Source organism: Pseudomonas lyxosi (assembly GCF_047758685.1).
GTDB lineage: Bacteria > Pseudomonadota > Gammaproteobacteria > Pseudomonadales > Pseudomonadaceae > Aquipseudomonas > Aquipseudomonas lyxosi.
On sequence record NZ_CP180481.1, the window covers coordinates 4,091,059 to 4,114,819 of the forward strand.

The 23,761-nt window shown below is 59.3% G+C and carries 19 protein-coding genes and 2 pseudogenes; 12 read left to right on the plus strand and 9 right to left on the minus strand.

What is annotated here, in order from left to right; all coding sequences use genetic code 11:
- Positions 1-65: 65 nt before the first annotated feature.
- From ACMXYI_RS18885 to ACMXYI_RS18905, 5 genes and pseudogenes are all read left to right on the plus strand, one after another.
- Entirely contained in the window at positions 66-698 is a 633-nt protein-coding gene (locus tag ACMXYI_RS18885; RefSeq protein WP_415768543.1) for a CDP-alcohol phosphatidyltransferase family protein, read from the plus strand.
- Positions 685-1,284 carry a lysophospholipid acyltransferase family protein gene (locus ACMXYI_RS18890; RefSeq protein ID WP_046049021.1) on the plus strand — a complete coding sequence of 200 codons (600 nt, stop codon included), beginning with the start codon at positions 685-687 and terminating at the stop codon, positions 1,282-1,284. The genes ACMXYI_RS18885 and ACMXYI_RS18890 overlap by 14 nt, the downstream gene beginning before the upstream one ends.
- The gene (locus ACMXYI_RS18895; protein WP_134418514.1) at positions 1,281-2,228 is read left to right on the plus strand and encodes a phosphatidate cytidylyltransferase; all 948 of its coding nucleotides are present in this window, start codon (positions 1,281-1,283) and stop codon (positions 2,226-2,228) included. The genes ACMXYI_RS18890 and ACMXYI_RS18895 overlap by 4 nt, the downstream gene beginning before the upstream one ends.
- 164 nt (positions 2,229-2,392) lie before the next feature.
- Positions 2,393-3,148, plus strand: a pseudogene (locus ACMXYI_RS18900) (MCP four helix bundle domain-containing protein); the annotation flags it as partial.
- 132 nt (positions 3,149-3,280) lie between these two features.
- Positions 3,281-4,006 (plus strand): methyl-accepting chemotaxis protein, encoded by a 726-nt coding sequence (locus ACMXYI_RS18905; RefSeq protein ID WP_375154737.1) that lies wholly within the window; start codon positions 3,281-3,283, stop codon positions 4,004-4,006.
- A 191-nt stretch (positions 4,007-4,197) separates the two neighbouring features.
- Here ACMXYI_RS18905 and ilvD read toward each other — a convergent pair whose 3' ends face one another.
- The gene (gene ilvD / locus ACMXYI_RS18910) at positions 4,198-5,880 is read right to left on the minus strand and encodes a dihydroxy-acid dehydratase (protein WP_415768544.1); all 1,683 of its coding nucleotides are present in this window, start codon (positions 5,878-5,880) and stop codon (positions 4,198-4,200) included.
- A gap of 386 nt (positions 5,881-6,266) precedes the next feature.
- On the opposite strand from ilvD, the gene mqo reads away from it, so the two are divergent.
- On the plus strand, positions 6,267-7,913 hold the full coding sequence (gene mqo / locus ACMXYI_RS18915; protein ID WP_415768545.1) for a malate dehydrogenase (quinone): 1,647 nt from the start codon (positions 6,267-6,269) through the stop codon (positions 7,911-7,913).
- A gap of 116 nt (positions 7,914-8,029) precedes the next feature.
- On the opposite strand, the gene ACMXYI_RS18920 is transcribed toward mqo, so the two are convergent.
- From ACMXYI_RS18920 to ACMXYI_RS18945, 6 genes are all read right to left on the minus strand, one after another.
- A complete protein-coding gene (locus ACMXYI_RS18920; RefSeq protein ID WP_415768546.1) occupies positions 8,030-8,308 on the minus strand; it encodes a hypothetical protein in 279 nt (92 codons plus the stop codon).
- A 136-nt stretch (positions 8,309-8,444) separates the two neighbouring features.
- A complete protein-coding gene (gene dapF / locus ACMXYI_RS18925) occupies positions 8,445-9,263 on the minus strand; it encodes a diaminopimelate epimerase (RefSeq protein ID WP_415768547.1) in 819 nt (272 codons plus the stop codon).
- A 331-nt stretch (positions 9,264-9,594) separates the two neighbouring features.
- Entirely contained in the window at positions 9,595-11,850 is a 2,256-nt protein-coding gene (katG, locus tag ACMXYI_RS18930) for a catalase/peroxidase HPI (RefSeq protein ID WP_415768548.1), read from the minus strand.
- Between the two features lie 378 nt (positions 11,851-12,228).
- A complete protein-coding gene (locus tag ACMXYI_RS18935) occupies positions 12,229-14,265 on the minus strand; it encodes an LTA synthase family protein (RefSeq protein WP_415768549.1) in 2,037 nt (678 codons plus the stop codon).
- 32 nt (positions 14,266-14,297) lie between these two features.
- Positions 14,298-14,912: a hypothetical protein gene (locus ACMXYI_RS18940; protein ID WP_415768550.1), complete on the minus strand. Its 615-nt coding sequence runs from the start codon at positions 14,910-14,912 to the stop codon at positions 14,298-14,300.
- Positions 14,909-16,207 (minus strand): sialidase family protein, encoded by a 1,299-nt coding sequence (locus ACMXYI_RS18945; protein WP_415768551.1) that lies wholly within the window; start codon positions 16,205-16,207, stop codon positions 14,909-14,911. The genes ACMXYI_RS18940 and ACMXYI_RS18945 overlap by 4 nt, the downstream gene beginning before the upstream one ends.
- A gap of 468 nt (positions 16,208-16,675) precedes the next feature.
- Between ACMXYI_RS18945 and ACMXYI_RS18950 the strand changes: the two are divergent.
- The 3 genes and pseudogenes from ACMXYI_RS18950 (at position 16,676) to ACMXYI_RS18960 (ending at position 19,337) form a co-directional block, all read left to right on the plus strand.
- Positions 16,676-17,328 (plus strand): annotated as a pseudogene (locus ACMXYI_RS18950) (DUF2238 domain-containing protein).
- A 122-nt stretch (positions 17,329-17,450) separates the two neighbouring features.
- Positions 17,451-18,671, plus strand: a complete 1,221-nt coding sequence (locus ACMXYI_RS18955; RefSeq protein WP_415768552.1) for a helix-turn-helix domain-containing protein — start codon at positions 17,451-17,453, stop codon at positions 18,669-18,671.
- A 36-nt stretch (positions 18,672-18,707) separates the two neighbouring features.
- Complete coding sequence (locus ACMXYI_RS18960; protein ID WP_415768553.1) at positions 18,708-19,337, plus strand: Vgb family protein; 630 nt, start codon at positions 18,708-18,710, stop codon at positions 19,335-19,337.
- Between the two features lie 16 nt (positions 19,338-19,353).
- Here the strand turns inward: ACMXYI_RS18960 and ACMXYI_RS18965 are convergent, their stop codons facing one another.
- Positions 19,354-20,214, minus strand: coding sequence for a CAP domain-containing protein (locus tag ACMXYI_RS18965; protein WP_415768554.1), 861 nt, complete (start codon positions 20,212-20,214; stop codon positions 19,354-19,356).
- Between the two features lie 173 nt (positions 20,215-20,387).
- Here ACMXYI_RS18965 and ACMXYI_RS18970 point away from each other — a divergent pair, with 173 nt between their 5' ends.
- On the plus strand, positions 20,388-20,795 hold the full coding sequence (locus tag ACMXYI_RS18970; RefSeq protein WP_415768555.1) for a hypothetical protein: 408 nt from the start codon (positions 20,388-20,390) through the stop codon (positions 20,793-20,795).
- Here the strand turns inward: ACMXYI_RS18970 and ACMXYI_RS18975 are convergent.
- Positions 20,743-21,633, minus strand: a complete 891-nt coding sequence (locus ACMXYI_RS18975; protein ID WP_415768556.1) for a DMT family transporter — start codon at positions 21,631-21,633, stop codon at positions 20,743-20,745. The two genes, ACMXYI_RS18970 and ACMXYI_RS18975, sit on opposite strands and share 53 nt — an antisense overlap.
- A gap of 82 nt (positions 21,634-21,715) precedes the next feature.
- Here ACMXYI_RS18975 and ACMXYI_RS18980 point away from each other — a divergent pair, with 82 nt between their 5' ends.
- Both ACMXYI_RS18980 and ACMXYI_RS18985 read left to right on the plus strand, forming a co-directional pair.
- The gene (locus ACMXYI_RS18980) at positions 21,716-23,047 is read left to right on the plus strand and encodes a PLP-dependent aminotransferase family protein (RefSeq protein ID WP_415773927.1); all 1,332 of its coding nucleotides are present in this window, start codon (positions 21,716-21,718) and stop codon (positions 23,045-23,047) included.
- A 126-nt stretch (positions 23,048-23,173) separates the two neighbouring features.
- A complete protein-coding gene (locus ACMXYI_RS18985; RefSeq protein ID WP_415768557.1) occupies positions 23,174-23,590 on the plus strand; it encodes an organic hydroperoxide resistance protein in 417 nt (138 codons plus the stop codon).
- Positions 23,591-23,761: the final 171 nt, after the last annotated feature.

The window sequence follows — 23,761 nt, forward strand, 5'->3', positions numbered from 1 at the left end:
AGTCAGCGCGACTCGCCACTACAATGCGATCTGTAGTAACTCATCATTTATAGGGATATTGGCTAGTGGATGACAACAGAAGGCCCATCAAGACGCGCTCTGCGGGCTGGGCAAAACGCATCACCGACATTCTGGTGAAAAGAGACATTTCCCCCAATCAGATATCCGTCGCCAGCATCGCCTTCGCGTTTGCCGGCGTCGTGGCGCTCAATATCGATAGCGGTGTCATTGGATCAATCTTCTGCGCGGTCGGCATTCAGTTGCGCCTGCTGTGCAACCTCTTCGACGGGATGGTGGCGATAGAGGGCGGCAAGAAGTCCGACATCGGCAGTCTCTACAACGAATTTCCGGACCGGATAGCCGACAGTTTGCTGATCGTCGGGTTGGGGTATGCCATTGGGCAATCCGACCTCGGATGGTTTGCTGCCCTGGCCGCTGCACTGACGGCTTATGTCAGGGTGTTCGGCGGCTCGATTGGCCTCAAGCAGACCTTCATCGGCCCTATGGCCAAGCAGCATCGAATGGCCGTAATGACCGCAGGACTGCTGCTGAATGCCGTCGAAGTCAGCGTTTATGGCACCCACTACGTACTGTTGATCGCGCTCGCTGTCATCGCCATTGGGTCAGTCGCAACCTGCGTCACACGAACGCTGGCGATCGCCAAGCAGCTGAAGGGGACCGACCATGTGGATCAGTAATGCGCTGATTTCTGTTCTTCGACTGCTGATTGGCGTCACCGCCAGGTGGGAGAGCCCACCGGATCTCACGCGTCAGCGAATCTATTTCGCCAATCACACCAGCCACATGGACACCTTGGCCATCATTGCGGCCCTGCCGCCCGAGGCCAGGTTAAATGTGAAGCCGATCGCCGCTGCCGATTACTGGGGAAAAAACCGGTTTCTGTCGTACATCTCCCAGAAAGGCCTGAATGCCGTGTTGATTGACCGTAAACCGGCGCCCGGTAAAAACGCGCTGGAGCCCATTTTCGATGTGGTGCAGGCGGGTCATTCGATCATCTTCTTTCCGGAAGGCACTCGATCATCCGAGGCACTGCCCGGGGAATTCAAATCAGGTCTTTTCCGGCTGGCCGAGACCTTCCCCGATGTCGACCTGGTGCCGATCTACCTGGAAAACCTTCATCGCTCGATGCCCAAAGGCAAACACGTCCCTCTGCCGATCATCTGCACGATCCGAATCGGCAATCCGATGGAAAGGATTGCTGGCGAGGATAAACAGGTGTTTCTGGAACGCGCGCGTAACGCCATTGTGGGGCTGTCGAAATGAGTCTTGAAGCAAAGTTCTTGTGGTTCTTTTTTGGATTGGCGTGCTTGCTGGCGATTGCTTCGCTGGCCGGTCGACTGCTGGCCCGGCGGGCCAAAACAGAAGGCGCTGTCTCGACCATCGAAAACCTCAATCAGCGCGTGAATGCCTGGTGGGGGATGGTCATCATCTTCTTCGCTTCCTACCTGCTGGGCGGCAATGCAACGGTCGTCCTGTTCGGATTCATCTCACTGTTCGCGCTCAGGGAGTTCATCACCCTGACACCGACCAGGCGAGGTGACCATAACGCCCTGTTTTCGGCGTTTTTCATCCTGATCCCGCTGCAATACATTCTGATCGGTACGCACTGGTATTCGATGTTTACGCTGCTGATTCCGGTGTATTCATTCCTGCTGCTACCGGCGATTGCGGTGCTGAGCCAGGACACTGACGGCTTCCTGGAAAGGACGGCAAAAATCCAGTGGGGCGTGATGATCTGCATTTATTGCATCAGCCATGCGCCCGCGCTTTTACTCCTGGATCTGGAAGGATTCACCGGCCAAAACGCGCTGCTGCTGTTCTATCTGGTGTTCGTCGTTCAGTTGAGTGACGTGTTGCAGTACGTGTTCGGCAAGCTCTTCGGCAAGCACAAAGTTGCGCCGCTGGTGAGTCCGTCAAAAACGGTCGAAGGTCTGGTCGGTGGCGGCCTGTCTGCAACGCTGATTGGCGGCTGCATGTTCTGGATGACTCCCTTCAGCTTCTGGCAATCGCTGATGATGTCGTTCGTCATCGTGGTGATGGGCTTCCTCGGTGGTCTGGTCATGTCAGCGATCAAACGCAGTTTGAGCGCCAAGGACTGGGGAACCATGATCAAAGGTCACGGCGGCATGCTCGACCGGATGGACTCGATTTGCTTCGCAGCACCGATCTTCTTTCACCTGACGCGCTACTTCTTCTCCGCTGCCTGATTCGGGCGCCTTCAAAACCGAAAAAAATACCGCATGTCGTAAAAGACATGCGCGTATGGATATTCGCTTCATTAACCACTCGTGCCAGTCGATAACCTTTTCAGCAAACCAATCCGCAGTTGGCTTTACGCCACTGACAAACGTGCTGAGAGAGGATCCACAGAGTGTCCATAAAATTACGTTTGATTCTGCTGATTGGCACCGGGCTGATTACCGCGTTGATCATGAGTCTGGTCAGTTACCTGGGAAACACCCAGATGGCTGAGGCGGTGAATGACAACGAGGTCAGTATGGCCGTGCTGCGCAATCACCTCGAAGCCGACATGATGCACGACGCGTTACGCGCCGACGTGCTGTCCGCGATGTTGGTCGGGTTGGGTAAAAGCACCAGCAGCAAAGCCGAGGTGCGCACCTCCACCGAGGAGCATGCGGCGCATTTTCGTGAAATGCTCGGTGAAAACCTCAAGCTGCCGGTCAATGACACCCTTAAAGCGGGCCTGAACAAGATCAAACCCAGCCTCGATACCTACATCAGCGCAGCCGAACGCATCGTCGCGCTGGCGCTGGAAAATCCGGAAGCCGCGCAGCAACAACTGGGCAGTTTCAGTAGCGTATTCAGCCAGCTGGAAGACCAGATGGCCGCCCTCAGCGAGCTGATCGAAACCAACACCCAACAGACCAGTGTCGGCACTCAGAAAGTCATCAGTAACGCCAACTTCACCCTCGGCGGCGTCCTGATCGCCAGCCTGTTATTGCTGCTGGCCCTCGGGCGCGGGGTGATGCTGAGCATCATGGGGCCGTTGAAAACCGCCAGCCGCATCGCCGACAGCATTGCCCATGGCAACCTGAGCGAACCGATTGTCGAGCCCACTCACAACGACGAAGCGAGCGCCCTGATTCGCAGCCTCGCGACCATGCAGCGTGATCTGCGCGGCATGATCGAAGCCGTGCGCAGCAACGCCCATGGCGTGAGCGGTATGAGCGAGCAATTAAGCAGTGGCTGCCACGAAGTGGCCGGCAGCAGCCAACAGCAAAGCGTAGCCGCCAGCACCATGGCGGCGGCGGCCAGCGAAATGACCGCGAGCATCGAGGAAATCACCCGGCATGCCGAGCGTGCGCTGAACATGGCCAATCAGGCCGAGGCACTGGCCAAGGATGGCGGTCGTGTGATCCATCAGGTGGTCAACGACATGGACGGTATTGCGCGTTCGGCGCAGCAATCGGCCCAGGTGATCCGCACGCTGGACAAGGAGTCCGAAGGGATTTTCAGCATCATCCAGGTGATCAAGGGCATCGCCGACCAAACCAACCTGCTGGCGCTCAACGCCGCGATCGAAGCCGCTCGTGCCGGTGAGCAGGGCCGTGGATTTGCCGTGGTAGCCGACGAAGTGCGCAGCCTGGCGGGACGCACCAGCGCCTCCACCCAGGAAATTGCCACGATGGTCTCACGCATCCAGCAAAGCACCCGCGAGGCGGTGACCAGCATGGAGGCGGGCGTGGCGCAGGTCGACAAAGGCATGGCCGTAACGGCTGACGTCGAGCGCGCCATCCGCGAAATCCTCGACGCCACGTTGAACACCACGCAACTGGTCAACGACATCACTCGCACCATCGGTGAGCAGAGCCTGGCCAGCAATGAAATCGCCCATCAGGTCGAAATGATTGCCGGCATGTCCGAAGGCAACAGCAAGGTCATTGGCCGGACTGCCTCGACCACCGATGAGTTGTCTACCCTGGCGGGCAAGCTGTCGCAGTCGGTGGATCGGTTCAGACTTTAAGCCATAACGCGGCCTGTAGCAGCTGTCGAGCTTGCGAGGCTGCGTTCGGCTGCGCAGCAGTCGTAAGGTCAGACAATGCGGTGTGTCAGATTCACCGCGCACTCAGGGTTTACGACTGCTGCGCAGCCGAACGCAGCCTCGCAAGCTCGACAGCTGCTACAGAGCCGGACGCAAGCTCGCGCGTGAAACGCCTAGAGATACTTGTCCGTAACCGCGCCTTCCGAAGCGCTGGACACGGTCTTCGCGTACTTGGCCAGCACTCCGCGTTTGTATTTGGATTCCGGGCGCACCCAACGGGTCTTGCGCTCGGCCAGTTCGGCGTCGGAGACATCGACTGTAATCTGCCGTGTTTCGGCGTCGATGGTGATTTTGTCGCCATCTTCAATCAGCGCGATTGGCCCGCCATCAAAGGCTTCGGGCGTGATGTGGCCCACCACAAACCCGTGTGAACCGCCGGAGAAACGGCCGTCGGTGATGAGCGCAACATCCTTGCCCAACCCTTTGCCCATCACCGCCGAAGTCGGCGAGAGCATTTCGCGCATGCCGGGGCCACCTTTTGGTCCTTCGTAGCGGATCACGATCACATCGCCGGCTTTTACTTCACCGTTGAGGATACCGGCCAGCGCACCTTCCTCGCCGTGATAGACCCGCGCCGTGCCTTCAAAGCGCAAACCTTCCTTGCCGGTGATCTTGGCCACGGCACCGGTGGGCGAAAGGTTGCCGCGCAGCACCACTAAATGGGAGTCCTTTTTGATCGGTTGGTCGAAGGGCAGGATCACGTCTTGTCCCTCGGGATAGTCGGGCACGTTTTCCAGGTTTTCGGCCAGGGTTTTACCGGTGACCGTCAGCGCATCGCCATGCAGCATGCCGGCGGCGAGCATGCGCTTCATCAGCGGCTGAATGCCTCCGATCGCGACCAGTTCACTCATCATGTATTGACCGCTGGGACGCAGGTCGGCCACCACCGGGGAAACCTTGCCCAGCTCGACGAAATCATCCAGCGTCAGCTCGACATCCACGGCATGCGCCATGGCCAGAAGGTGCAGCACGGCATTGGTCGAGCCGGCGAGGGCGATCACCACCCGAATCGCATTTTCAAAGGCTTTGCGGGTCATGATGTCGCGCGGTTTGATGTCTTGTTTGAGCAGCTCCATGACCTGCTGACCGGCGCGGAAACTGTCCGACGCCTTGTCGCTACCGACGGCGTCCTGAGAGCTGGAGCCGGGCAGGCTCATGCCCAGCGCCTCAATCGCGGAAGCCATGGTGTTGGCCGTGTACATGCCGCCACAGGAGCCAGGGCCTGGAATCGCCACTTCCTCGATTTGCTTGACCTGAATCTCGCTGATATCCCCCCGCGCGTTCTGACCCACGGCCTCGAACACGGAGATGATGTCGGTGTGGCCGGCGCCCGGCCGGATGGTGCCGCCATAGACGAAGATGGAAGGGCGATTCAGCCGCGCCATGCCGATCAGGCAGCCCGGCATGTTCTTGTCACAACCGCCCACGGTCACCAGGCCGTCAAAGCCTTCGCAGCCGGCCACCACCTCAATGGAATCGGCGATCACTTCCCGCGACACCAGCGAATACTTCATGCCTTCGGTGCCATTGGCGATGCCGTCGGAAATCGTGATCGTGTTGAAAATGACACCCTTGGCACCAGCGGCATTCGCGCCTTTTTCGGCTTCAATCGCCAGTTTGTCGATGTGCATGTTGCAGGGCGTGACCATCGCCCACGTGGAGGCGATGCCGATCTGCGGTTTCTTGAAGTCCTCGTCCGTGAAACCCACGGCGCGCAGCATGGATCGTCCCGGCGCGCGTTCCACGCCATCGACCACTTGGGAGGAATATTTGCGCAAATCGTTTTTGTCGCTCATGACTGCTCCTCACAGGCTCGTCGAGAAAATCACGATGAGTATAGTGGGCTCAGCGCTCCTGCCCGGACTATCAAGTCGGGAACAGACGCGCGGGTTTGCCGTGTCGTGATATTCTTCGCCTAACTTGCTTTGACCTATTCAGTTTGCGCGTCCTCGAGACACGCCAACAGAATCACTGTCGCTCAAGTAGCTGAAGCCAATAAAGATAAAAAGTCAGTTCAGTAGGGACATATAAACTGAGGTCGATGGAGACACGTCGGCCTTGTGTGCCCACCCTCCAATCCTTATGAGTGCGGAACCCACAGCATGCTGCCTGCATGCCGTGAACCAGGGGCCTCAAGCGTGGGGATGGAAGGGCGGATGGCGTTTTATCATAGGTGCTACACATGTTTAAAAAAATGAACACGGCCCTGCTGGGGCTGGCTTTGTCGATGGGGATCGCGTCCGCGCAAGCGGAAGAGGCAAAGAAAGTCGATGTGCTGCTCATTGGCGGCGGCATCATGAGCGCGACACTTGGTGTTTGGCTCAATGAGCTGGAACCGGGTATGTCGATGGAAATGGTCGAGCGCCTCGACGGCGTCGCCCTGGAAAGCTCCAATGGCTGGAACAACGCCGGTACCGGTCACTCCGCCCTGGCCGAGTTGAACTACACCCCGGAAGACGATAAAGGCAACGTTCAGATCCCGAAAGCCGTTGAAATCAACGAAGCCTTCCAGATCTCCCGTCAATTCTGGGCCTGGCAGGTTCAGCAAGGCGTGCTGAAAAACCCGCGTTCGTTCATCAACTCCACGCCACACATGAGCTTTGTGTGGGGCGATGACAACATCAAGTTCCTGAAAAAACGCTACGAAGCCCTGCAGGCGAGCCCGCTGTTCGCCGGCATGCAGTACTCCGAAGACCCGGCTGTGATCAAGAAGTGGGTTCCGCTGATGATGGAAGGGCGTGACCCGAACCAGAAAGTCGCGGCCACCTGGTCTCCGATCGGTACCGACGTGAACTTCGGCGAGATCACCCGCCAGTTCGTTGCGCACCTGCAAACCACGCCAAAATTCGACTTGAAACTGTCTAGCGAAGTGCAAGACATCACCAAGAACGAAGACGGCAGCTGGCGCGTCAGCTACAAAAACCTGAAAGACGGCACCAAAACCGAAACCGACGCCAAGTTCGTGTTCATCGGCGCGGGCGGCGGTGCACTGCACCTGCTGCAGAAGTCCGGCATTCCTGAAGCCAAGGAATACGCAGGCTTCCCGGTTGGCGGCTCGTTCCTCGTGACCGAGAACCCGACCATTGCCGAGCAACACCTGGCCAAGGCCTACGGCAAAGCCTCCGTTGGCGCACCGCCGATGTCGGTTCCGCACCTGGACACCCGTGTCCTGGACGGCAAGCGCGTCATCCTGTTTGGCCCATTCGCGACCTTCAGCACCAAGTTCCTGAAAGAAGGCTCGTACCTGGACCTGCTGACCACCACCACCACGCACAACGTGTGGCCAATGACCAAAGTCGGCATCAAGGAATACCCGCTGGTCGAGTACCTTGCCGGCCAACTGATGCTGTCTGACGAAGACCGCCTCAACGCCCTGAAAGAATACTTCCCGAACGCCAAAGCCGAAGACTGGCGCCTGTGGCAAGCCGGCCAACGCGTGCAGATCATCAAGCGTGATGAAGCTGCCGGTGGCGTGCTGAAGTTGGGTACTGAGATTGTTGCCTCGCAAGACGGCACCATCGCTGGTCTGCTGGGCGCATCGCCGGGCGCTTCGACCGCTGCACCGATCATGCTGACCGTGCTGCAGAAAGTGTTCAAAGACAAGGTTGCTTCGCCAGCCTGGCAGGAAAAGCTGCATCAGATCGTGCCTAGCTATGGCACTCAGTTGAATGGCAGCCCTGAGAAAGTGGCTGAGGAGTGGGCTTACACCGCCAAGGTGTTGCAGCTGACTCCGCCGCCGGCGATTGGTCAGGTGGTGGCTCCGGCTGCTGCTCCGACTGCTCCGGCGAAGGCGCCAAAAGCTAATGCTGCGACTGATATGGCTCTGTAACTAGAGGCCAAATCAAAAGCCCACTGAACCGGTGACGGTCAGTGGGCTTTTTTGTGGGCGGAATTCAGTTCTTACAGGTTACGTAACACTAAGGCCGAAGCGGGTGGACCGCTAACTCAGTACTGCGTTGGTTTTTTCTCAACGTCCTTAGAACCGCTAGAGGTGGCCGCATCTTTGTCCGTCTCTTCCGATTCGGCACCGGAGTTTGAACCCGCAGCTTCCTCACCTTTTTTGTTGGCCTTGTCCTCCTTGGATTCAGAGCCCTGAGCGTGGTTGATGCCGGGAAGCGCGGCAGGTGGCACAGCAGATTCTCCAGCCGTCTTTTCGGCAGCCAGTGCGAAAAGCGAGCAGGCGAACAGGCCCGCGATCGTGAGAGCAGCAATTGTCCTGTTCATCATTTAGGCCTGCCATGTGAGGGGTGTACAGCGTTGGAAAAACCGCGAAGGGGAAGGTGCTGAGGAGCTGACAAACGGCAGGGAGGAAAAGGTTCTTCGTCGTGAATGATTAACGCCTCTGGTTACGATATAGCAGCTATAAGCCTCGCAATAAGCTATCCATGATTCTTCCCGAAAAAGTTGTCTCGACCGGTCCGATGAGAAAGACCGGTCCCACGCCATCCCATTGAACCGTTACGGTTCCGCCATCACATTCAACCTCAACGGAATCGTCTAGCAAACCACGACGAATTCCGTTAACAGCGGCACCACAAGAGCAGGAACCTGAACCGAGCGGAACACCACCCCAGCGCTCCCAGATGCGCAACCGAATGTGCTTTCGGTTAATGATCTGGACGAAATGCACGTTCGTCCTGAGGGGGAATAGGGGATTGGTTTCGATTGTCGGGCCGATTGTCGCTATATCAATGGCCGTTAGATCATCCACAAAATAGGTGCAGTGCGGATTTCCCATGCTGCAAGCTGTTGGGTCACCAGCAAGAGGCAAAGCAGCTGTATCCAGTTCCATTGCTAGGGGAATATCCGACCAGCCGAAACGCGGCTCCCCCATGCTGACGGAAATTGCGCCGGTGGAAGTTCGTTCGCAAGTGAGTAGACCGCGGTTGGTTCGGAGCGCTATCGAAGTGGTATTTGATTCGCGCATCAACATATCCGCGGCGCCCCGCGTTGCGCTGCCACAAACATCCAGCGTGGAGCCATCTGCATTCCAAAACATCAAACGCGCATCTGCATCATCACAATCGAGCACCACCGCGAGTTGATTGAATCCCACACCTCGGTTTCGATCACCCATTCGCCGAGCCAGGGTACTTGTCATTGGATTGGCCGCGTTTCGCGAGTCCACAATAATGAAGTCATCGCCATTGGCGTGCATTTTATGAAAGCTCAGCGGCATAAATAGATCCTGGTGGAATTGACGTTTAAAGGCGATCTAGCCCCGATTCGGTGTTCTGATCCGTATTTTCCTGAGCTATCTGCATCTGTAACGCACACAGCCGTCGGCTCACAATAACGGCACGCTCCGCAGTCGCGGAAACCGCTGCACCGCAAACTCATAATGTAGGAGGCCCAATGGGCAAGATGGCGATTTTCCTGGGTGGATTTCTGGTGTTGACCATTTTGATTGGTGCCCTGGCCACGATTTCTCCCGCGTAGTCCTTTCTGCGATCAAAAAGCACAACGCCTCCACAGTGGGAGGCGTTGCAGTTTCAGCACTACCGCTCGTGTTACTTAACGTCGAAGCGATCCAGGTCCATCACTTTGGCCCAGGCGGCTACGAAGTCTTTGACGAACTTCTCCTGCGCATCAGCGGTTGCATAGACTTCGGCCAACGCTCGCAACTGCGCATTTGAGCCGAAGACAAGGTCGACACGGGTGCCGGTCCACTTCACTTCGCCGGTTTTGCGATCGCGCCCTTCAAACTGCTCATTCGCCTCCGACACCGGTTTCCATTCCACGGCCATATCCAGCAGGTTTTTGAAGAAATCGTTGGTCAACGCTTCCGGCTGCTTGGTGAATACACCGTGCTTGGTTTGCCCGACGTTGGTGTTCAGCACGCGCATGCCGCCAATGAGCGCGGTCATTTCTGGTGCGGTGAGTGTCAGCAGTTGCGCCTTGTCGATCAACAGCTGCTCGGCCGCTACGCTGTATCTGCCTTTGAGGTAGTTGCGGAAGCCATCGGCGATGGGTTCGAGGAAGCCGAAAGACTCCACGTCCGTCTGCTCTTGGGAGGCGTCCATCCGTCCTGGTGTGAACGGCACTGTCACGGTTTGACCGGCATTTTTCGCCGCCTGTTCGACGCCCGCGTTACCGGCCAGCACGATCAGGTCTGCCAGCGAGATCTTCTTGCCGCCGCTGTTGAACTCGCTTTGGATGCCTTCGAGTTTCGCCAGCACGTTCCCCAGTTGGTCAGGCTGGTTGGCCTGCCAGAACTTCTGCGGGGCCAGACGCAAACGCCCACCGTTGGCGCCGCCGCGTTTGTCGGAGCCACGGAAGGTCGAAGCTGCCGCCCAAGCCGTAGATACCAGCTGCGAGACGGTCAGGCCCGAGGCGAGGAGTTTGCTCTTGAGTGCGGCGACGTCACTGTCGTTGACCAGGGCATGGTCGACCTCTGGAATCGGATCTTGCCAAATCAGCTCTTCGCTCGGCATTTCCGGGCCGAGGTAGCGGGAGAGGGGACCCATGTCGCGGTGGATCAGCTTGAACCAGGCGCGGGCGAACGCGTCGGCCAACTGGTCTGGATTGGCCAGGAAGCGCCGCGAAATCGGTTCATAGATCGGGTCGAATCGCAGCGACAGGTCGGTGGTCAGCATGGTCGGATTACGACGTTTGGACGGGTCGTGAGCATCCGGAATGATGCCGGCGCCGGCGTTGTTTTTCGGTATCCACTGGTTTGCACCGGCCGGGCTTTTACTCAGTTCCCACTCGAAGCCGAACAGGTTCTCCAGATAGTTGTTGCTCCACCGGGTGGGCGTGGTGGTCCAGGTTACTTCCAGGCCGCTGGTGATGGTGTCAGGGCCCTTGCCGGTGCCGAAGCTGTTCTTCCAGCCAAAGCCTTGGGCTTCGAGGCCAGCGGCTTCGGGCTCGGCGCCGACATTGTCGGCAGGTCCGGCGCCGTGGGTCTTGCCGAAGGCGTGGCCGCCGGCGATCAGTGCCACGGTTTCTTCGTCATTCATCGCCATGCGCGCGAAGGTTTCGCGGATGTCCTTACCCGCAGCGACCGGGTCGGGGTTGCCTTCCGGGCCTTCCGGGTTCACGTAGATCAAGCCCATTTGCACGGCGGCGAGCGGGTTCTCCAGAAAGCGCCCCTGGTCGGTGCGGCTCTCCTCGTTTTCCCCAGGCTCAGCTACGAGTGGGCCTTCGCCAGGCTCCTGCATGGGCTCGTTTTTCTTGCCATAGCGGGTGTCGCCGCCCAGCCACTTGTTTTCCGAGCCCCAGTAGACGTCCTCATCCGGTTCCCAGACGTCCGGACGACCGCCGGAAAAGCCGAAGGTCTTGAAGCCCATGGACTCCAGCGCGACGTTGCCGGTGAGGACGATCAGATCCGCCCAGGAAATTTTACGACCGTACTTTTGTTTGATCGGCCAGAGCAGCCGCCGCGCCTTGTCGAGGCTGACGTTGTCCGGCCAACTGTTGAGCGGCGCGAAGCGTTGCTGACCGGAACCGGCGCCACCACGACCGTCACCGGTGCGGTACGTACCGGCGGCGTGCCAGGCCATGCGAATGAAGAGTGGCCCGTAGTGACCGAAGTCCGCCGGCCACCAGTCCTGGGAATCGGTCATCAACGCAGTCAGGTCTCTTTTGACCGCTTCAAAGTCCAGGCTTTTGAATGCTTCGGCGTAGTTGAAGTCCTCGTCCATGGGGTCGGACAGGGACGAGTGCTGATGGAGGATCTTCAGATTCAGTTGATTCGGCCACCAGTCGCGGTTTGTCGTGCCACCGCCAGCGGCGCCAATGAACGGGCATTTCGATTCGTTTGCCATGTGTGAGCTACCTTTGGTCGTATTCATCCGGCTATCCGGCCCAAGTGGGCGTTAAACAGCAACGGGCGAAACCAATGACACAGGCTGCAGGGCCAGCAGTTTGATCAACTGATTGTTTTGATCACACGGGAATTCTGAACAGCGGCAATCGAGTTGCCTGCACGGTGGCCTACGGCAGGTTTAGTCAGGCTTCTGACCCATTCCTATCTCCTTATCAGCTCTTGACCGGCCGGCTTATGGTGCCGGCGCTCGAATAAGGTTAGACCCCAGTTGGGAAGTCAGCTAATAGGGGGAGTATTGGGTCGTGATAGGCAGAGTCTTTTACTGGCGTCACGGGCAGGTCCCGCGTCTATTTGAAGCATAGACGCGGGAAAGTCGTTACTTACGCACGTTCTGGTACAGCATCAACCTTGAGGTTTCATGCATGGCGCGGGTCAGCTGCGACAGGCGCTTGAACTCTTCAGGGTTTTGCTCGGCGACGTTGTCCAGCGGCGTCGGTGAGGCCAGGTCATGCAGACTTGGCGAGCTGCCGTCATGCTCCATCTGCACCATATAGTGCTGGGTGACGCCGGCAATCAGCGGGAACGTACCTTCGCGCAATACCAGCGGCACCACGCGTTCACCCTCGGGCGCAGGCTGCTGAATGTCACGGCCCATGCCGCTGTTGCGAAACTCAAGGCCGGCCATGCCCGCCACGGTAGGCAGCAAGTCCACCAGGCCGACCGCTTCCTTGACCTTACGCGTCCCCAGCAAACCCGGTGCGTGGATGATCATCGGTACCGCGTTGCTTTCCAGACCCAGTTGCTCGTAGGCCGGCGCCAGGAACGGGATCTGCGCGATACGGGTGTTGTGGTCGCCAAACAGCACGAAAATGGTGTTGTCGTACCAGCCGCCTGCTTTGGCGATTTCCATCAAGCGACCGATGTTGAAGTCCAGCAAGCGCACGGCGTTGTACTGCTCGACACTGCGCGATCCTGCGGCCTGCACTTCCTCCAGGGTAGGGTGCTTGACCTCGAATCCATCATTGATCTTGGGAATCGTGAAGGGACGATGGTTGCCGGCCGTCTGCACATAGGCGAAGAACGGTTTGTCCTTGGGCAGTGCTTGCAGGATCTGGTCGGTTTCCTTGAACAGGTCCAGATCGGAAATCCCCCAGACATCCACCACCGGGGACTTCCAGTCCCGCTCTTCGAACAGGCGAACGCCGTCGATGCTTTGCCGGATCAAGGCATTCATGTTGGCCCAGCCGGAGTTGCCGCCGATGGTGTAGATCTTGTCGTAACCGGTGAAGGCGTTGATCAGTGTGTTCTGCTTGGTGATCAACGGATTACGCGTCGCGGTTTCCTGTCGAGTGACGTCAGGCACACCGCTAATGCTGGCCCAGACGGTTTTTGCGGTCCCCGTCACCGGCACATAGAAGTGCTCGAAGAACCAGCTCTGCGTGGCCAGACGATCGATGTTCGGCGTCGGATTGATCGGGTTGCCGTAGGCCCCGACGGCGCTGGTGCCCAGCGATTCGAGCATGACGAACATCACGTTCGGCGGCCGCGAGCCCGGTACTTTGTAAGGTTGTGGCGCCTGGTGACGGACGAAGTCAAGGGTTTGCGGGTCGGGTTTGTCCACGCCCAGGTAGTTGGCCATCACCGCGTAGTGTTCGCGCACCTGCGCTTCGTCATAGCGCGACTGGCCGACTTTGACCGTGTCGTAGAGGAACAACACCGGGTTCAGGCCCAACGCAGCGATCTGGTTATTGCCCGAGAAAAACGCATCGCTCCAGCGCAGCGGGACCGGGTTTTCAAGGTTCATGTTTTCGACACGACCCAAGATGCCCAGCAGCACCACCACGACCATCAACGCGCCACCCAATGTCGCGGAGAGCCGGCGAATGGCTTTGTGAGGGCGATCCAGCGTCACGCGCTCCAGACGCACCAGGGCCAGTGTCACCAGCGCGACCGTTGCCAGCCAACCCAGTGAAATCCAGATCACCGGGTAGGTCTGCCAGACCATGTCACGGGATATTTGCGCATCCTCGATGAAGCGCAGCACGGTGGCGTTGATCCTCACGCCCAGGTAGGCGTAATGACCAAAATCGATGATGTAAATCAGCAGCAGGACGCTCAGGGCCGCGACCAGATACACGCGCGCGATCCGGCGAAGCAGGCGGCTGCCGACCAGGTTCCAGCGAGGAGTCCAGGCCAGCAACGCCAACGGCAACATCGCCAGGATGGCCAGGCGCAGATCGAAACGAAAGCCGATCCCCAGGGTTTCCAGGACGTCATTTTTGTCGATCAGGGCGTTGGCGTCGAAACCGGAATAGCCGAAAAAAAACATGACCCGAAGCACAGCAAACAGCGCGAACGTAATCGCTGTCGCGCCCAGCCAATAATGTAAACGTCTCGAGTGCAACCAACCCATCCATGTTCCCCTGTTAATAAAGTCGTTAAATCTCAAACGGAACTGGACACATCGCCCACGGCACCGCGGCGCTTGGTTGCCCGGCGATACGTCCAGCGTATGGCAAGCATCAGCAGGGCCAGGCTGCAATACAGACCCAGCAGCGGATCAACCAGGTAATCCCAATAGTTTTGCGAAGGTTTGATCCCGGCAATGAAGGCCAGGGTCGCGCTGGCCAGCATCACGACCGCCAGGCTGTTGCGCAGGTAAAACAGGCCCAGTGTCAGCACGGCGACGAAAATCAGCATGGGGCGTGGGCTGTAGCCAAACCGATAGGGGTCCAGATCACTCATGCCCAGGGTTGCCGGGTACAGCACCAGGGCCATCGCGGCGAAGAGGATCAATACGCCGGTTTTGCCCCGTGCAGGCGGCAGGATGTCCAGCCGACGCAAGCAGCTCCACGCCATGAACACCATGGAGGTGATCGCCAGGTCATCAATGTAGCTGCGCATATAGGCGGCCAACGACAACCCGTCCAGCGGTATGAAGCTGGCTGCCAGCAATGCGGCCAACAGTGCGATCCGCCAGGTCCTGGGCAAGCCGAAAGAAGGCAGCACCAGGAAGATGATCATTGCGAAGCTGGCATGGGCTTGCCACAGGCTGATCATTTGCGACGCTCGTTGAGCCAGGCATCGTTGAAGGTGACGTGCTTGATGAAGGTGTTGTTCCAGGAATAAACCAAGTGATACATCCCGTCGGGGCTGCGGATGAAGTACGGGTATTCATATTCAAACTCACACCCCTGGCTTTTACAGACACGGTTGTCGAGGTTGTCCAGGAACTGTGCTTCCAGCGGTTGACGAAGCGCGCCGCTGGAACCGCGGAACTCCTTGCCGATGATTTCCTTGTAGGCCTCGGGAGAAAACGGAGCGCCTTCGGGATCAGGTGACTTGTCCAGGTCCCGCAACGAGCGCCAATCGTCCATTTTCGCGTCGGTCCCATAAAGACTCAGCTTGAAGCGCCCCTCCTGCAGGTCGTTGAGCGCCACCAGCAACCCATGTTCGGGCGTCGCGACGGCGGCCAGAGATGAGTTCGGATTCGAGGGATCGAGCGGATAAGGTTCGCTCCAGGTTTGACCGGCGTCTTCGGTGCGGGTCGCCAGCACACGGTGGTGGGTGTCGCCGGCATAGCGCAGCAAGGCGATGCCGCGCTGGCCGTCCAGCGGAACCACCGTGGGTTGCAATGAATTATTGCCGTAGCTGATGCGGAATTTGTCGATCACATTGCCGTCTGCGCTCAAGTAGAGGTACTCGGCAAACTTGCCCAGAAACTCGTGGTAGACCGGTAAGCCGATGGAGCCGTCGGCATGAAACACCGGTGCTGACCGGACCAGCGTGCTGATGTTCAGAAAGGGTGAGGTGATCAGTTGGCGCGGGGCCGACCAGCTTTCACCGAAGTCGTCTGACACCATCACATTGACCGCGCTGCCGGCCCAGCCGCCCATGGACACGGACACGTAGAACAACCACACGCGATTATCCGGCGCGAGGGCAACCACCGGGTTACCCAGCTTGCGAATGTATTTTCGCGTGCCCTGTTGGGTCGAATCCCGAGTCGCCAATACCTTTTCAGCCCCCCACTCGCTGGTTTTCGGGTCGAAACGGGCGGAGCGCACCTGCACATCGGCCGCGCCTTCGCGGGAGCCGGCGAACCAGACCGTCATCAGGCTACCGTCGGGCAAGGCGGTCACCGCCGAGGAATGCACGAAATCCACCAGCCCGGACGAGGCGAAGCGGCTGGTATAAATGGGCTTGGCCACTTTACCGGCTACGGCCATCACTGGACTGATCAGGGCAAAAGAGGAATGCGTATTGGCGGGGTTGAAGAACCATGCGGCGGCAAAAAGGCAAGAGAGCGCAAGGTATGCACCGAGGGCAGGAAGGCTGGGAAGTTTGATGCGCATAATTAAGACTTTGGCATCTCATGGCCCGATAAAGCGGTCAAGCTAACACTCGCTAGTACAAGATCGGGTTTAATGAGTTTCTAATTTGTAAGCATTTATTTGCAGCGTGCTGGGTTGTCGATGATCCAAGTCTGATTGAGTGGCTGAGACTACCGGATTAGAGGTTTTCACTTCGGCCCTACGGGACTTGCCGGGCATTTCCACCGTTGGTCGCAAAAGCCGGACCCAAGCCGTGGTGAACCTGGAAAGGAAACTTCTATCCATCCCCTGCAAAAAGGGCTCTGAGTATTTTCTGGGCCGGATTTAGCTTGGGTCTCTTCGCGGGCGAGCTTGAACTGGTCAAGCAATTCCGGACACCGGTTACGGTTTTTATGCTGCCTTTTGTCGAAGTGCCTGAACCAGATTCGCGATCGGTTGATCCATGTAGAAGGACTCAGGCGCCATTCTCCGATGTGAGGAACTCAAACCATGCAGCCCAAGGCACACCTGCAATACGACCTGACGCTGCTGATGCTGTTTGTGTTGATCGTCGTGTGTCGGGTTATTCACCCCGCAGCCGAGTGGATTGGGCACTGGAAAACCTGCTGGTGCTATTCCTTGTGGGAGCGCTGGTGGCTGTCTCCGGCCGGTTTCGCCTGTCTGCTGTTTCCCTCAGTCTGGTATTCGTTTTCCTGTGCATTCACGAACTGGGTTCTCACTACACCTATGCCAAGGTGCCGTACGACCAATGGTGTTCAGCCTTGACCGGGGTCAGCTTCGATAAAGCGCTGGGGTTGCATCGCAATCATTTTGATCGGCTGGTCCATCTGAGCTATGGGCTGCTGATGGTTTATCCCATTCGAGAAGTGCTGGTGCGCCTGACGCCGTTGCGGGGTTTCTGGCTGGTGTTTATGGCGTTGAACATCATTCTGTCGACGTCGGCTATTTACGAACTGGTGGAATGGATCGGTGGCGCCTACCTGGGCGACGACACCTCGCGTGCCTTCATCGGCGCGCAGAACGATCCCTGGGATTCACAGAAAGACATGGCGCTGGCGGTGGCCGGGGCCTTCGTCAGCGAGTGTGTGGTTTTGCTGTGCCAGCAAAAGCGCGCCGTTCCTCAGGCCGAGCAACCGTTTTAAATCACCCGCTAAGAAAAACCGATACCCGCTGGCCGCTGGCGGAGCCTTCGTGATGGGTCATCGTGAGATAGACTCAACAGCGAACATCCGACGGTGGGAGTGACAACGGTGGCGGGATTGCGATGGACTCGCTGATCACGGCCGCAGCGCAGGCGCTGGCTGCGGGTGATCCGCTCGGCGCGCTGGACCGGGTCGCGTTGCGCGACGATGCGCCGGCGCTGGCGTTGCGCGGGATTGCGATGGCGCAACTCGGCGATCTGGTGCGAGCCAAGGCGCTGGTGCAGAGGGCGGCGCGGGCCTTCGGGCCGAAGGAGGCCTTGGCTCGGGCGCGCTGTGTGGTTGCCGAGGCCGAGATCGCGCTGGCCTCCCGGGAGTTGGGCTGGCCGGTGAAGGCACTCGAGTCGGCGCGGGTGACGCTTGAGGCGCACGGCGATCGAGTGAACGCTGCTCATGCGCGGTATCTGCAGATTCGGCGTTTGCTGCTGATCGGGCATCTCGAAGAGGCCGACGTGCTGCTCGCCGAGCTTGATCCCGCGCCATTGCCGCCGGCATTGCGCACCGCCCACGAACTGGTCGTGGCGGGGATCGCGATGCGACGACTCGAGACGAACAAGGCGCGGTCTGCACTCACGAGGGCCGAGCACGCCGCGCGCGACGCCGATATTCCTGCGCTGACGGCCGAGGTGGAAAACGCGGCCCTTGTCCTGGACACGCCCGTCGCGCGTTTGATTGCCTATGGCGAAGAACGGCCTCTGTTGCTGGAGGAGGTTGAAGCGTTACTCGCGTCCACGTCGATGGTCGTGGACGCCTGTCGCTACGTGGTGCGTGGCGCCGGCATGTCGGTCTCCCTCGCCACACGCCCGGTCTTGTTCGCCCTCGCACGGGCACTGGCCGAAGCGTGGCCGGCCGACGTGTCGAGGGAAACGCTGATTGCCCGGGCCTTTCGTTTGAAGCACGCCGATGAGTCACTTCGCGCGCGGTTGAGAGTCGAAGTCGGGCGACTGCGTGCGGCGCTTAAACCCTTGGCCGGCGTGACGGCTACCCAGCGCGGTTTTGCGTTGGTTTCTCTGGTTGCCTCTGACGTTGTGGTGCTGGCGCAACACGTCGAAGAGAAGCACGGGTCGGTGTTTGCTTTCCTCGTCGACGGTGAGTCGTGGTCGAGTTCGGCCCTGGCACTGGCCCTCGGTGCCAGCCAGCGCACGGTGCAACGGGCACTCGATGAACTGGCCCGCGCGGGCAAGGTGCAGTCGTTCGGTCGCGGCCGGGCACGTCGCTGGATGACGCCGCCGGTGCCGGGTTTCGCGACGACCTTGTTACTCCCGGTTCCGTTGCCGGGTGACTAGGATGAACGCCACCCACCCGTAACGAGGAATGCCAACATGAAACAGTCAGCAGCCAAAATCGTTCGTGAATATGGACCCTTTGCCGGTGTCGACAAGGTGCATGGCGTCACCTGGGACGGCCAGCACGTGTGGTTTGCCACCGGCGACAAACTCAACGCCCTGGACCCTGAAAGTGGCAAGACACTGCGCTCAATCGATGTCGCCGCCCATGCCGGCACCGCCTTCGACGGGCAGCACCTGTTCCAGATCGCCGAGGACCGTATCCAGAAAATTGACCCGCAGACCGGCCGTGTACTCGCGACTATTCCGGCGCCTGGCGGCAGTGACTCAGGGCTGACGTGGGCAGAAGGGACGCTGTGGGTCGGCGAATATCGGGATCGCAAGATTCATCAGATCGATCCCGAGACCGGCGCGATTCTGCGCACCCTTGAATCCAACCGCTTTGTCACCGGGGTGACCTGGGTCGAGGGGCAGCTGTGGCATGGCACCTGGGAAGAAGACGAGAGTGAGTTACGCCATATCGATTCGACCACCGGCGAGGTGCTGGAGAGCGTGAAGCTGCCGGCCGGCGTCGGGGTGTCGGGGCTTGAATCGGATGGCGGCGATCAGTTTTTCTGCGGCGGCGGTGGCAGTGGGAAGGTGAGGGCGGTGCGGCGCCCCAAATGAGGCGCCGCTCAATCACTCACGGCGCGCCAAACAACATCGTCCAATAAACGCCTTCATCGCTACGCGCGTCCGCCGCATAGGCTGCGCCCATCTGGGTAAACATCGGGTTCATCAGGTTGGCGCAATGCCCCGGGCTGGCCAGCCAGCCCGACATGGCCTTGCTCGGTGAGCCCTGGCCGGCAGCGATGTTCTCGCCGATCTGCCGGCCACGGAAACCAGCGGCTCTGGCCCGGTCTGCGGGCATGTCACCGTCGGGGTCCTGGTGGGCGAAGTAGTTGCCGTAGGCCATCGCCTTGCTATGCCCTTGCGCCGCAGCGCCCAAGGCTGCGTTCCAGGCCAATGGCCGTGCGGCGGCGAAGCGCTGACGACCGCAGAGGCGCGGCTTTGAGCGTGCCGCATTGACCTGTGCCAGCAACGCTTTGCTGACGGCTCGCGAATCACCCACACGACTGTCCAGCACGGGTTGCGCCAGTACCACCTGCCACTCACTCCGGGCGCGACTGACGCCAATGTCGGCATATTGGGTATCGAGCAATGCCCCGCAGTAATCACTCTGGAGCATGTCGAAGGCCTCATCGGCATCCTGCGCACCGACCACACGAATCGTGCGCACGGTCACCGCCTGATAGCCGGACGCTTTCAATCGATCGCGCAAACCGCCGCCATAGCCGATCGGCAAGGCCAGGTTCGACTTCAATGCCAGCGGCGATAACGCTCGACCCGCGCGCCCCAAGCAGCGATCGGGGTGAGCGCGGTAGTCGTTGATGGCTTCCACCAACTGCCTTTCGGCACCGGCGTGGGCGGGGTTGGCGAACAGGGAAAGCAGAGGAATGAAACAGAGCGAGGCAACGCGAACGGACAGGACGGTTTGGCGCATGGATGAATAGCTCTGAGCGGGCAAGTGGAATTCACGGCTCGGCTATGACTGGCGCTTCAACACATGGTTCACGGGCGAAAGAGACATATTTGCGCTGGACGCAGTGCGTCCGCCAAAGAGGACATGGAGGTGTCGTATGATGGCTTCTTTTTACCCGTCACAAGGACGCAATCATGCCGCTAAGCAAACGCGATCAGGCGCACATCGAGCGTCGCCTGGTGGCCACCCTGACCGAGGCGTGTGAGACGGCCAAAGTGGAAATCCTTGGGTTCTGCTGGCTGACCCACGAGATCGATTACGACCTGTTTCCCTCCAGTCTGCGGGTCATCTGGGTCTTCGATACGCAGGCCAACAAGGATCAGGCGCTGGCCAGTGGGCAGGGTGAGCGCATGCTCGAGTTGACCGCCATAGCGTTAAGCGAAGCGGATGTTCCCGTCAGCCCGGTATCGGCCCATGTGCAGTTCGATTCTGAAGAAGAATGCCAGCGCGCCAATGGCGGTAACTGGCAGCAACGCTTGTCGCGCCCGCTTACTTCGAAAACTTCTTCGCTCCGGCCACGCAAAGGATCACCGCGACGGTAACCCCCAGCATGCCGATGCTGACGTGTTCGTGAAGCAGGGTGGCCGCCAGCGCCAAACCAAAAAACGGCTGCAGCAGCTGAAGCTGGCCGACGGCGGCAATCCCCCCTTGGGCCAGCCCGCGGTACCAGAATACGAAACCGACCAGCATACTGAAGATCGATACGTACGCCAGGCTGAACCACGCGGATGGGGTGATTCCCGAGAACGAGGCAGGAGCAAGAAACCAGGTCAGCGGGACCATGACGGGCATCGACAGGACCAATGCCCAAGAGATGACCTGCCAGCCCCCCAGTGTTCTTGAAAGCTTTGCACCTTCTGCATAACCCAGCCCGCAGGCGAGGATGGCCAGCAGCATGAGAATGTCGCCGGTGGGCGAAGCGGTCAGGCCTTGCGAGACAGCAAACCCCACGACCAACGCGCTGCCCAGCACCGAGAAGAACCAGAACACCGGCCGTGGACGCTCCCCGCCACGCAACACACCGAACACCGCCGTGGCGAGTGGCAACAGGCCAACGAAGACGATGGAATGCGCCGACGTCACGTACTGAAGCGCCAGCGCCGTCAGCAGCGGAAACCCTACTACAACGCCCATTGCCACGATCGCCAAAGGCATAAGCTGATGCTTGGCGGGCCGTTTTTCTTTGAACAGAACCAGCATGCAAAGCGCCAGAAGCCCGGCAATCGCCGCTCGGGCAACGGTCAGGAACACCGGGTCGAACTCCAGCACGGCCAACCGTGTGGCCGGCAGCGAGCCGCTGAAAATCAGCACGCCGATGAACCCGTTGAGCCATCCGCTCGCGGTCTTTTCCGTCATTGGGTTTTGCAGGGTCCGTTCCATCTGAGGGCACTCTCAATTTGCAGAGATCCATCGTATGATCGACGATCACTACAATCAAAAAATTGTCATGGATACATCTGACATGCCTCGCTCACGGTACAAGTCATTAGTGGATGCTTTGGCGGCTGACATCCGGTCAGGCCGATTGTTGCCGGGCACGCGCTTGCCGACGCATCGCCAACTGGCGGCAACAGAAGGGCTGGCATTGGTGACCGCCTCTCGGGTCTATGCAGAGCTCGAAGCCATGGGCCTGGTCAGCGGCGAGACGGGGCGAGGCACGTTCGTGCGGGAGACGTCGTTGCCGCCTGGCCTGGGTATCGACCAGAAAAACATTGCCGTTGGAATGACCGACCTCAATTTCAACTATCCCTCGCTGCCAGGGCAGGCAGAACTCTTGCGAAATGCGCTGCGCCAGCTCGCCTTGGGCGGTGATCTGGAATCCCTGTTGCGCTACCAGCCACACGCCGGGCGTCTGCATGAGCGCGCCTCGGTGGCGCGCCATTTGCTCGCCCGAGGGCTGACGGTGGATGTCGAGCAAGTGTTGATGGTCAGTGGTGCCCAGCATGGGCTGGCCGTGACGATGATGGCGCTGCTGCAACCCGGTGATGTGATTGCAGCGGATGCGCTGACCTATTCAGGATTCATCGTGCTGGCCGAAGCCCTGCACCTTGAAATCGTGCCCATTCCCGTGACCGAACAGGGACCTGATCTGGAGGCGCTGGATCGTCTGTGCCGGAGTCGTCGTGTGCGGGCGGTGTACTCGATGCCGACGCTGCACAATCCGCTGGGATGGGTGATGAGTGCCGATCAGCGCGAGTCGCTGGTGACGATTGCACGCAGGCACGACTTGCTCATCATCGAGGACGCCGCCTATGCCTTTCTTGCCGAGAACCCACCTGCACCGTTAGCGCAACTCGCTCCCGAACGGACCGTTTACGTTTCAGGGCTCTCCAAGAGTGTGGCCACTGGACTGCGCGTAGGTTTCGTCGCAGCCCCGGCCGAAAAAGTGCCCGCGTTGGAGCGAACAATCAGGGCGACCACCTGGAATACCCCGGGCGTGCTGACGGCAATCGCGAGCACGTGGCTCGACGATGGCACCGTCATGCAACTGGAAACTGAAAAACGCCGGGATGCACAGGCCAGGCAAACCATGGCCGCCGAAGTGCTGGCGGGCCTTCCGTGCATTCGTCATCCGTCGTCCTATTTTCTTTGGCTGCCTTTGTCTGAAGATGCGAGGGCAGACCAGATCGCTGCGGCGCTGCTGCGTGAAAAAGTGGCGGTTTCAACCGCTGAGCCTTTTGCCACTTCTGCTCATGTACCGCATGCGATTCGCTTGGCGCTGGGGTCGGCAGAGATGGGCGCACTGCGTGAGGCGCTTGAAAAAGTTAAGTGGGTGATTGGGGCTTATTCTTAGCCCGAAGTCGCCCACCGCCATCTATATTGAAAGGTCCAGTCCGCTGCGGGTTACGCAAGAAGGACTGGTCGATACGCTCACGGAGGGCAATTTTTTTCATCCAGCATTTTCAATCAGGAGATCATCATGACCCAGATCGAAAAAGTACTGTACACCGCCAAAGTCCACACCACCGGTGGGCGGGACGGCGCATCACGCAGTGATGATGGACGACTCGACGTCAAGCTTTCGTCCCCCGGCACCAAGGGCGACGGCACCAATCCGGAGCAGTTGTTCGCCACCGGGTGGTCAGCCTGCTTCATCGGTGCGATGCAGGTCGCTGCCGGCAAAATGAAGGTCACGCTCCCGCCTGACCTGGCCATTGACGCCGAAGTTGACCTGGGCACCAACGCAGGCGGTTACCTCCTGCAGGCTCGCCTCAACATCAGCCTGCCGGGAATGGACCGCGAAACAGCCCGAGCGCTGGTGGATGAAGGGCACAAGCTGTGTCCATATTCCAAAGCCACGCGGGGCAACATCAACGTTGAAATCAACCTGATCTGAGCCGGACCTGTTACGCAATATGGGCAAGGTATCGCAAGGGTGAAGCTTGGCGTTTCGCCCTTGCGATATGGCTCACGTGCCCAATGTCTTCTCTGACTGGCTGGTAAAGCGTCTTCGGTGACCGATAAGCGCAAACTCATCACTCATCGTGACCCTCAACTGAGGTAATGA

What these genes read in the sequence shown, in the direction of transcription:
- ACMXYI_RS18945 (WP_415768551.1), bottom strand. Translation starts at nt 16,207, where the DNA reads ATGCGCATCAAACTTCCCAGCCTTCCTGCCCTCGGTGCATACCTTGCG.
- ACMXYI_RS18940 (WP_415768550.1), bottom strand. Translation starts at nt 14,912, where the DNA reads ATGATCAGCCTGTGGCAAGCCCATGCCAGCTTCGCAATGATCATCTTC.
- mqo (WP_415768545.1), top strand. Translation starts at nt 6,267, where the DNA reads ATGTTTAAAAAAATGAACACGGCCCTGCTGGGGCTGGCTTTGTCGATG.
- ACMXYI_RS18935 (WP_415768549.1), bottom strand. Translation starts at nt 14,265, where the DNA reads ATGGGTTGGTTGCACTCGAGACGTTTACATTATTGGCTGGGCGCGACA.
- ACMXYI_RS18955 (WP_415768552.1), top strand. Translation starts at nt 17,451, where the DNA reads ATGGACTCGCTGATCACGGCCGCAGCGCAGGCGCTGGCTGCGGGTGAT.
- ACMXYI_RS18965 (WP_415768554.1), bottom strand. Translation starts at nt 20,214, where the DNA reads ATGCGCCAAACCGTCCTGTCCGTTCGCGTTGCCTCGCTCTGTTTCATT.
- ACMXYI_RS18975 (WP_415768556.1), bottom strand. Translation starts at nt 21,633, where the DNA reads ATGGAACGGACCCTGCAAAACCCAATGACGGAAAAGACCGCGAGCGGA.
- katG (WP_415768548.1), bottom strand. Translation starts at nt 11,850, where the DNA reads ATGGCAAACGAATCGAAATGCCCGTTCATTGGCGCCGCTGGCGGTGGC.
- ACMXYI_RS18960 (WP_415768553.1), top strand. Translation starts at nt 18,708, where the DNA reads ATGAAACAGTCAGCAGCCAAAATCGTTCGTGAATATGGACCCTTTGCC.
- ACMXYI_RS18970 (WP_415768555.1), top strand. Translation starts at nt 20,388, where the DNA reads ATGCCGCTAAGCAAACGCGATCAGGCGCACATCGAGCGTCGCCTGGTG.
- ACMXYI_RS18985 (WP_415768557.1), top strand. Translation starts at nt 23,174, where the DNA reads ATGACCCAGATCGAAAAAGTACTGTACACCGCCAAAGTCCACACCACC.
- ACMXYI_RS18890 (WP_046049021.1), top strand. Translation starts at nt 685, where the DNA reads ATGTGGATCAGTAATGCGCTGATTTCTGTTCTTCGACTGCTGATTGGC.
- ACMXYI_RS18905 (WP_375154737.1), top strand. Translation starts at nt 3,281, where the DNA reads ATGGCGGCGGCGGCCAGCGAAATGACCGCGAGCATCGAGGAAATCACC.
- ACMXYI_RS18895 (WP_134418514.1), top strand. Translation starts at nt 1,281, where the DNA reads ATGAGTCTTGAAGCAAAGTTCTTGTGGTTCTTTTTTGGATTGGCGTGC.
- ACMXYI_RS18980 (WP_415773927.1), top strand. Translation starts at nt 21,716, where the DNA reads ATGCCTCGCTCACGGTACAAGTCATTAGTGGATGCTTTGGCGGCTGAC.
- ACMXYI_RS18920 (WP_415768546.1), bottom strand. Translation starts at nt 8,308, where the DNA reads ATGAACAGGACAATTGCTGCTCTCACGATCGCGGGCCTGTTCGCCTGC.
- ilvD (WP_415768544.1), bottom strand. Translation starts at nt 5,880, where the DNA reads ATGAGCGACAAAAACGATTTGCGCAAATATTCCTCCCAAGTGGTCGAT.
- dapF (WP_415768547.1), bottom strand. Translation starts at nt 9,263, where the DNA reads ATGCCGCTGAGCTTTCATAAAATGCACGCCAATGGCGATGACTTCATT.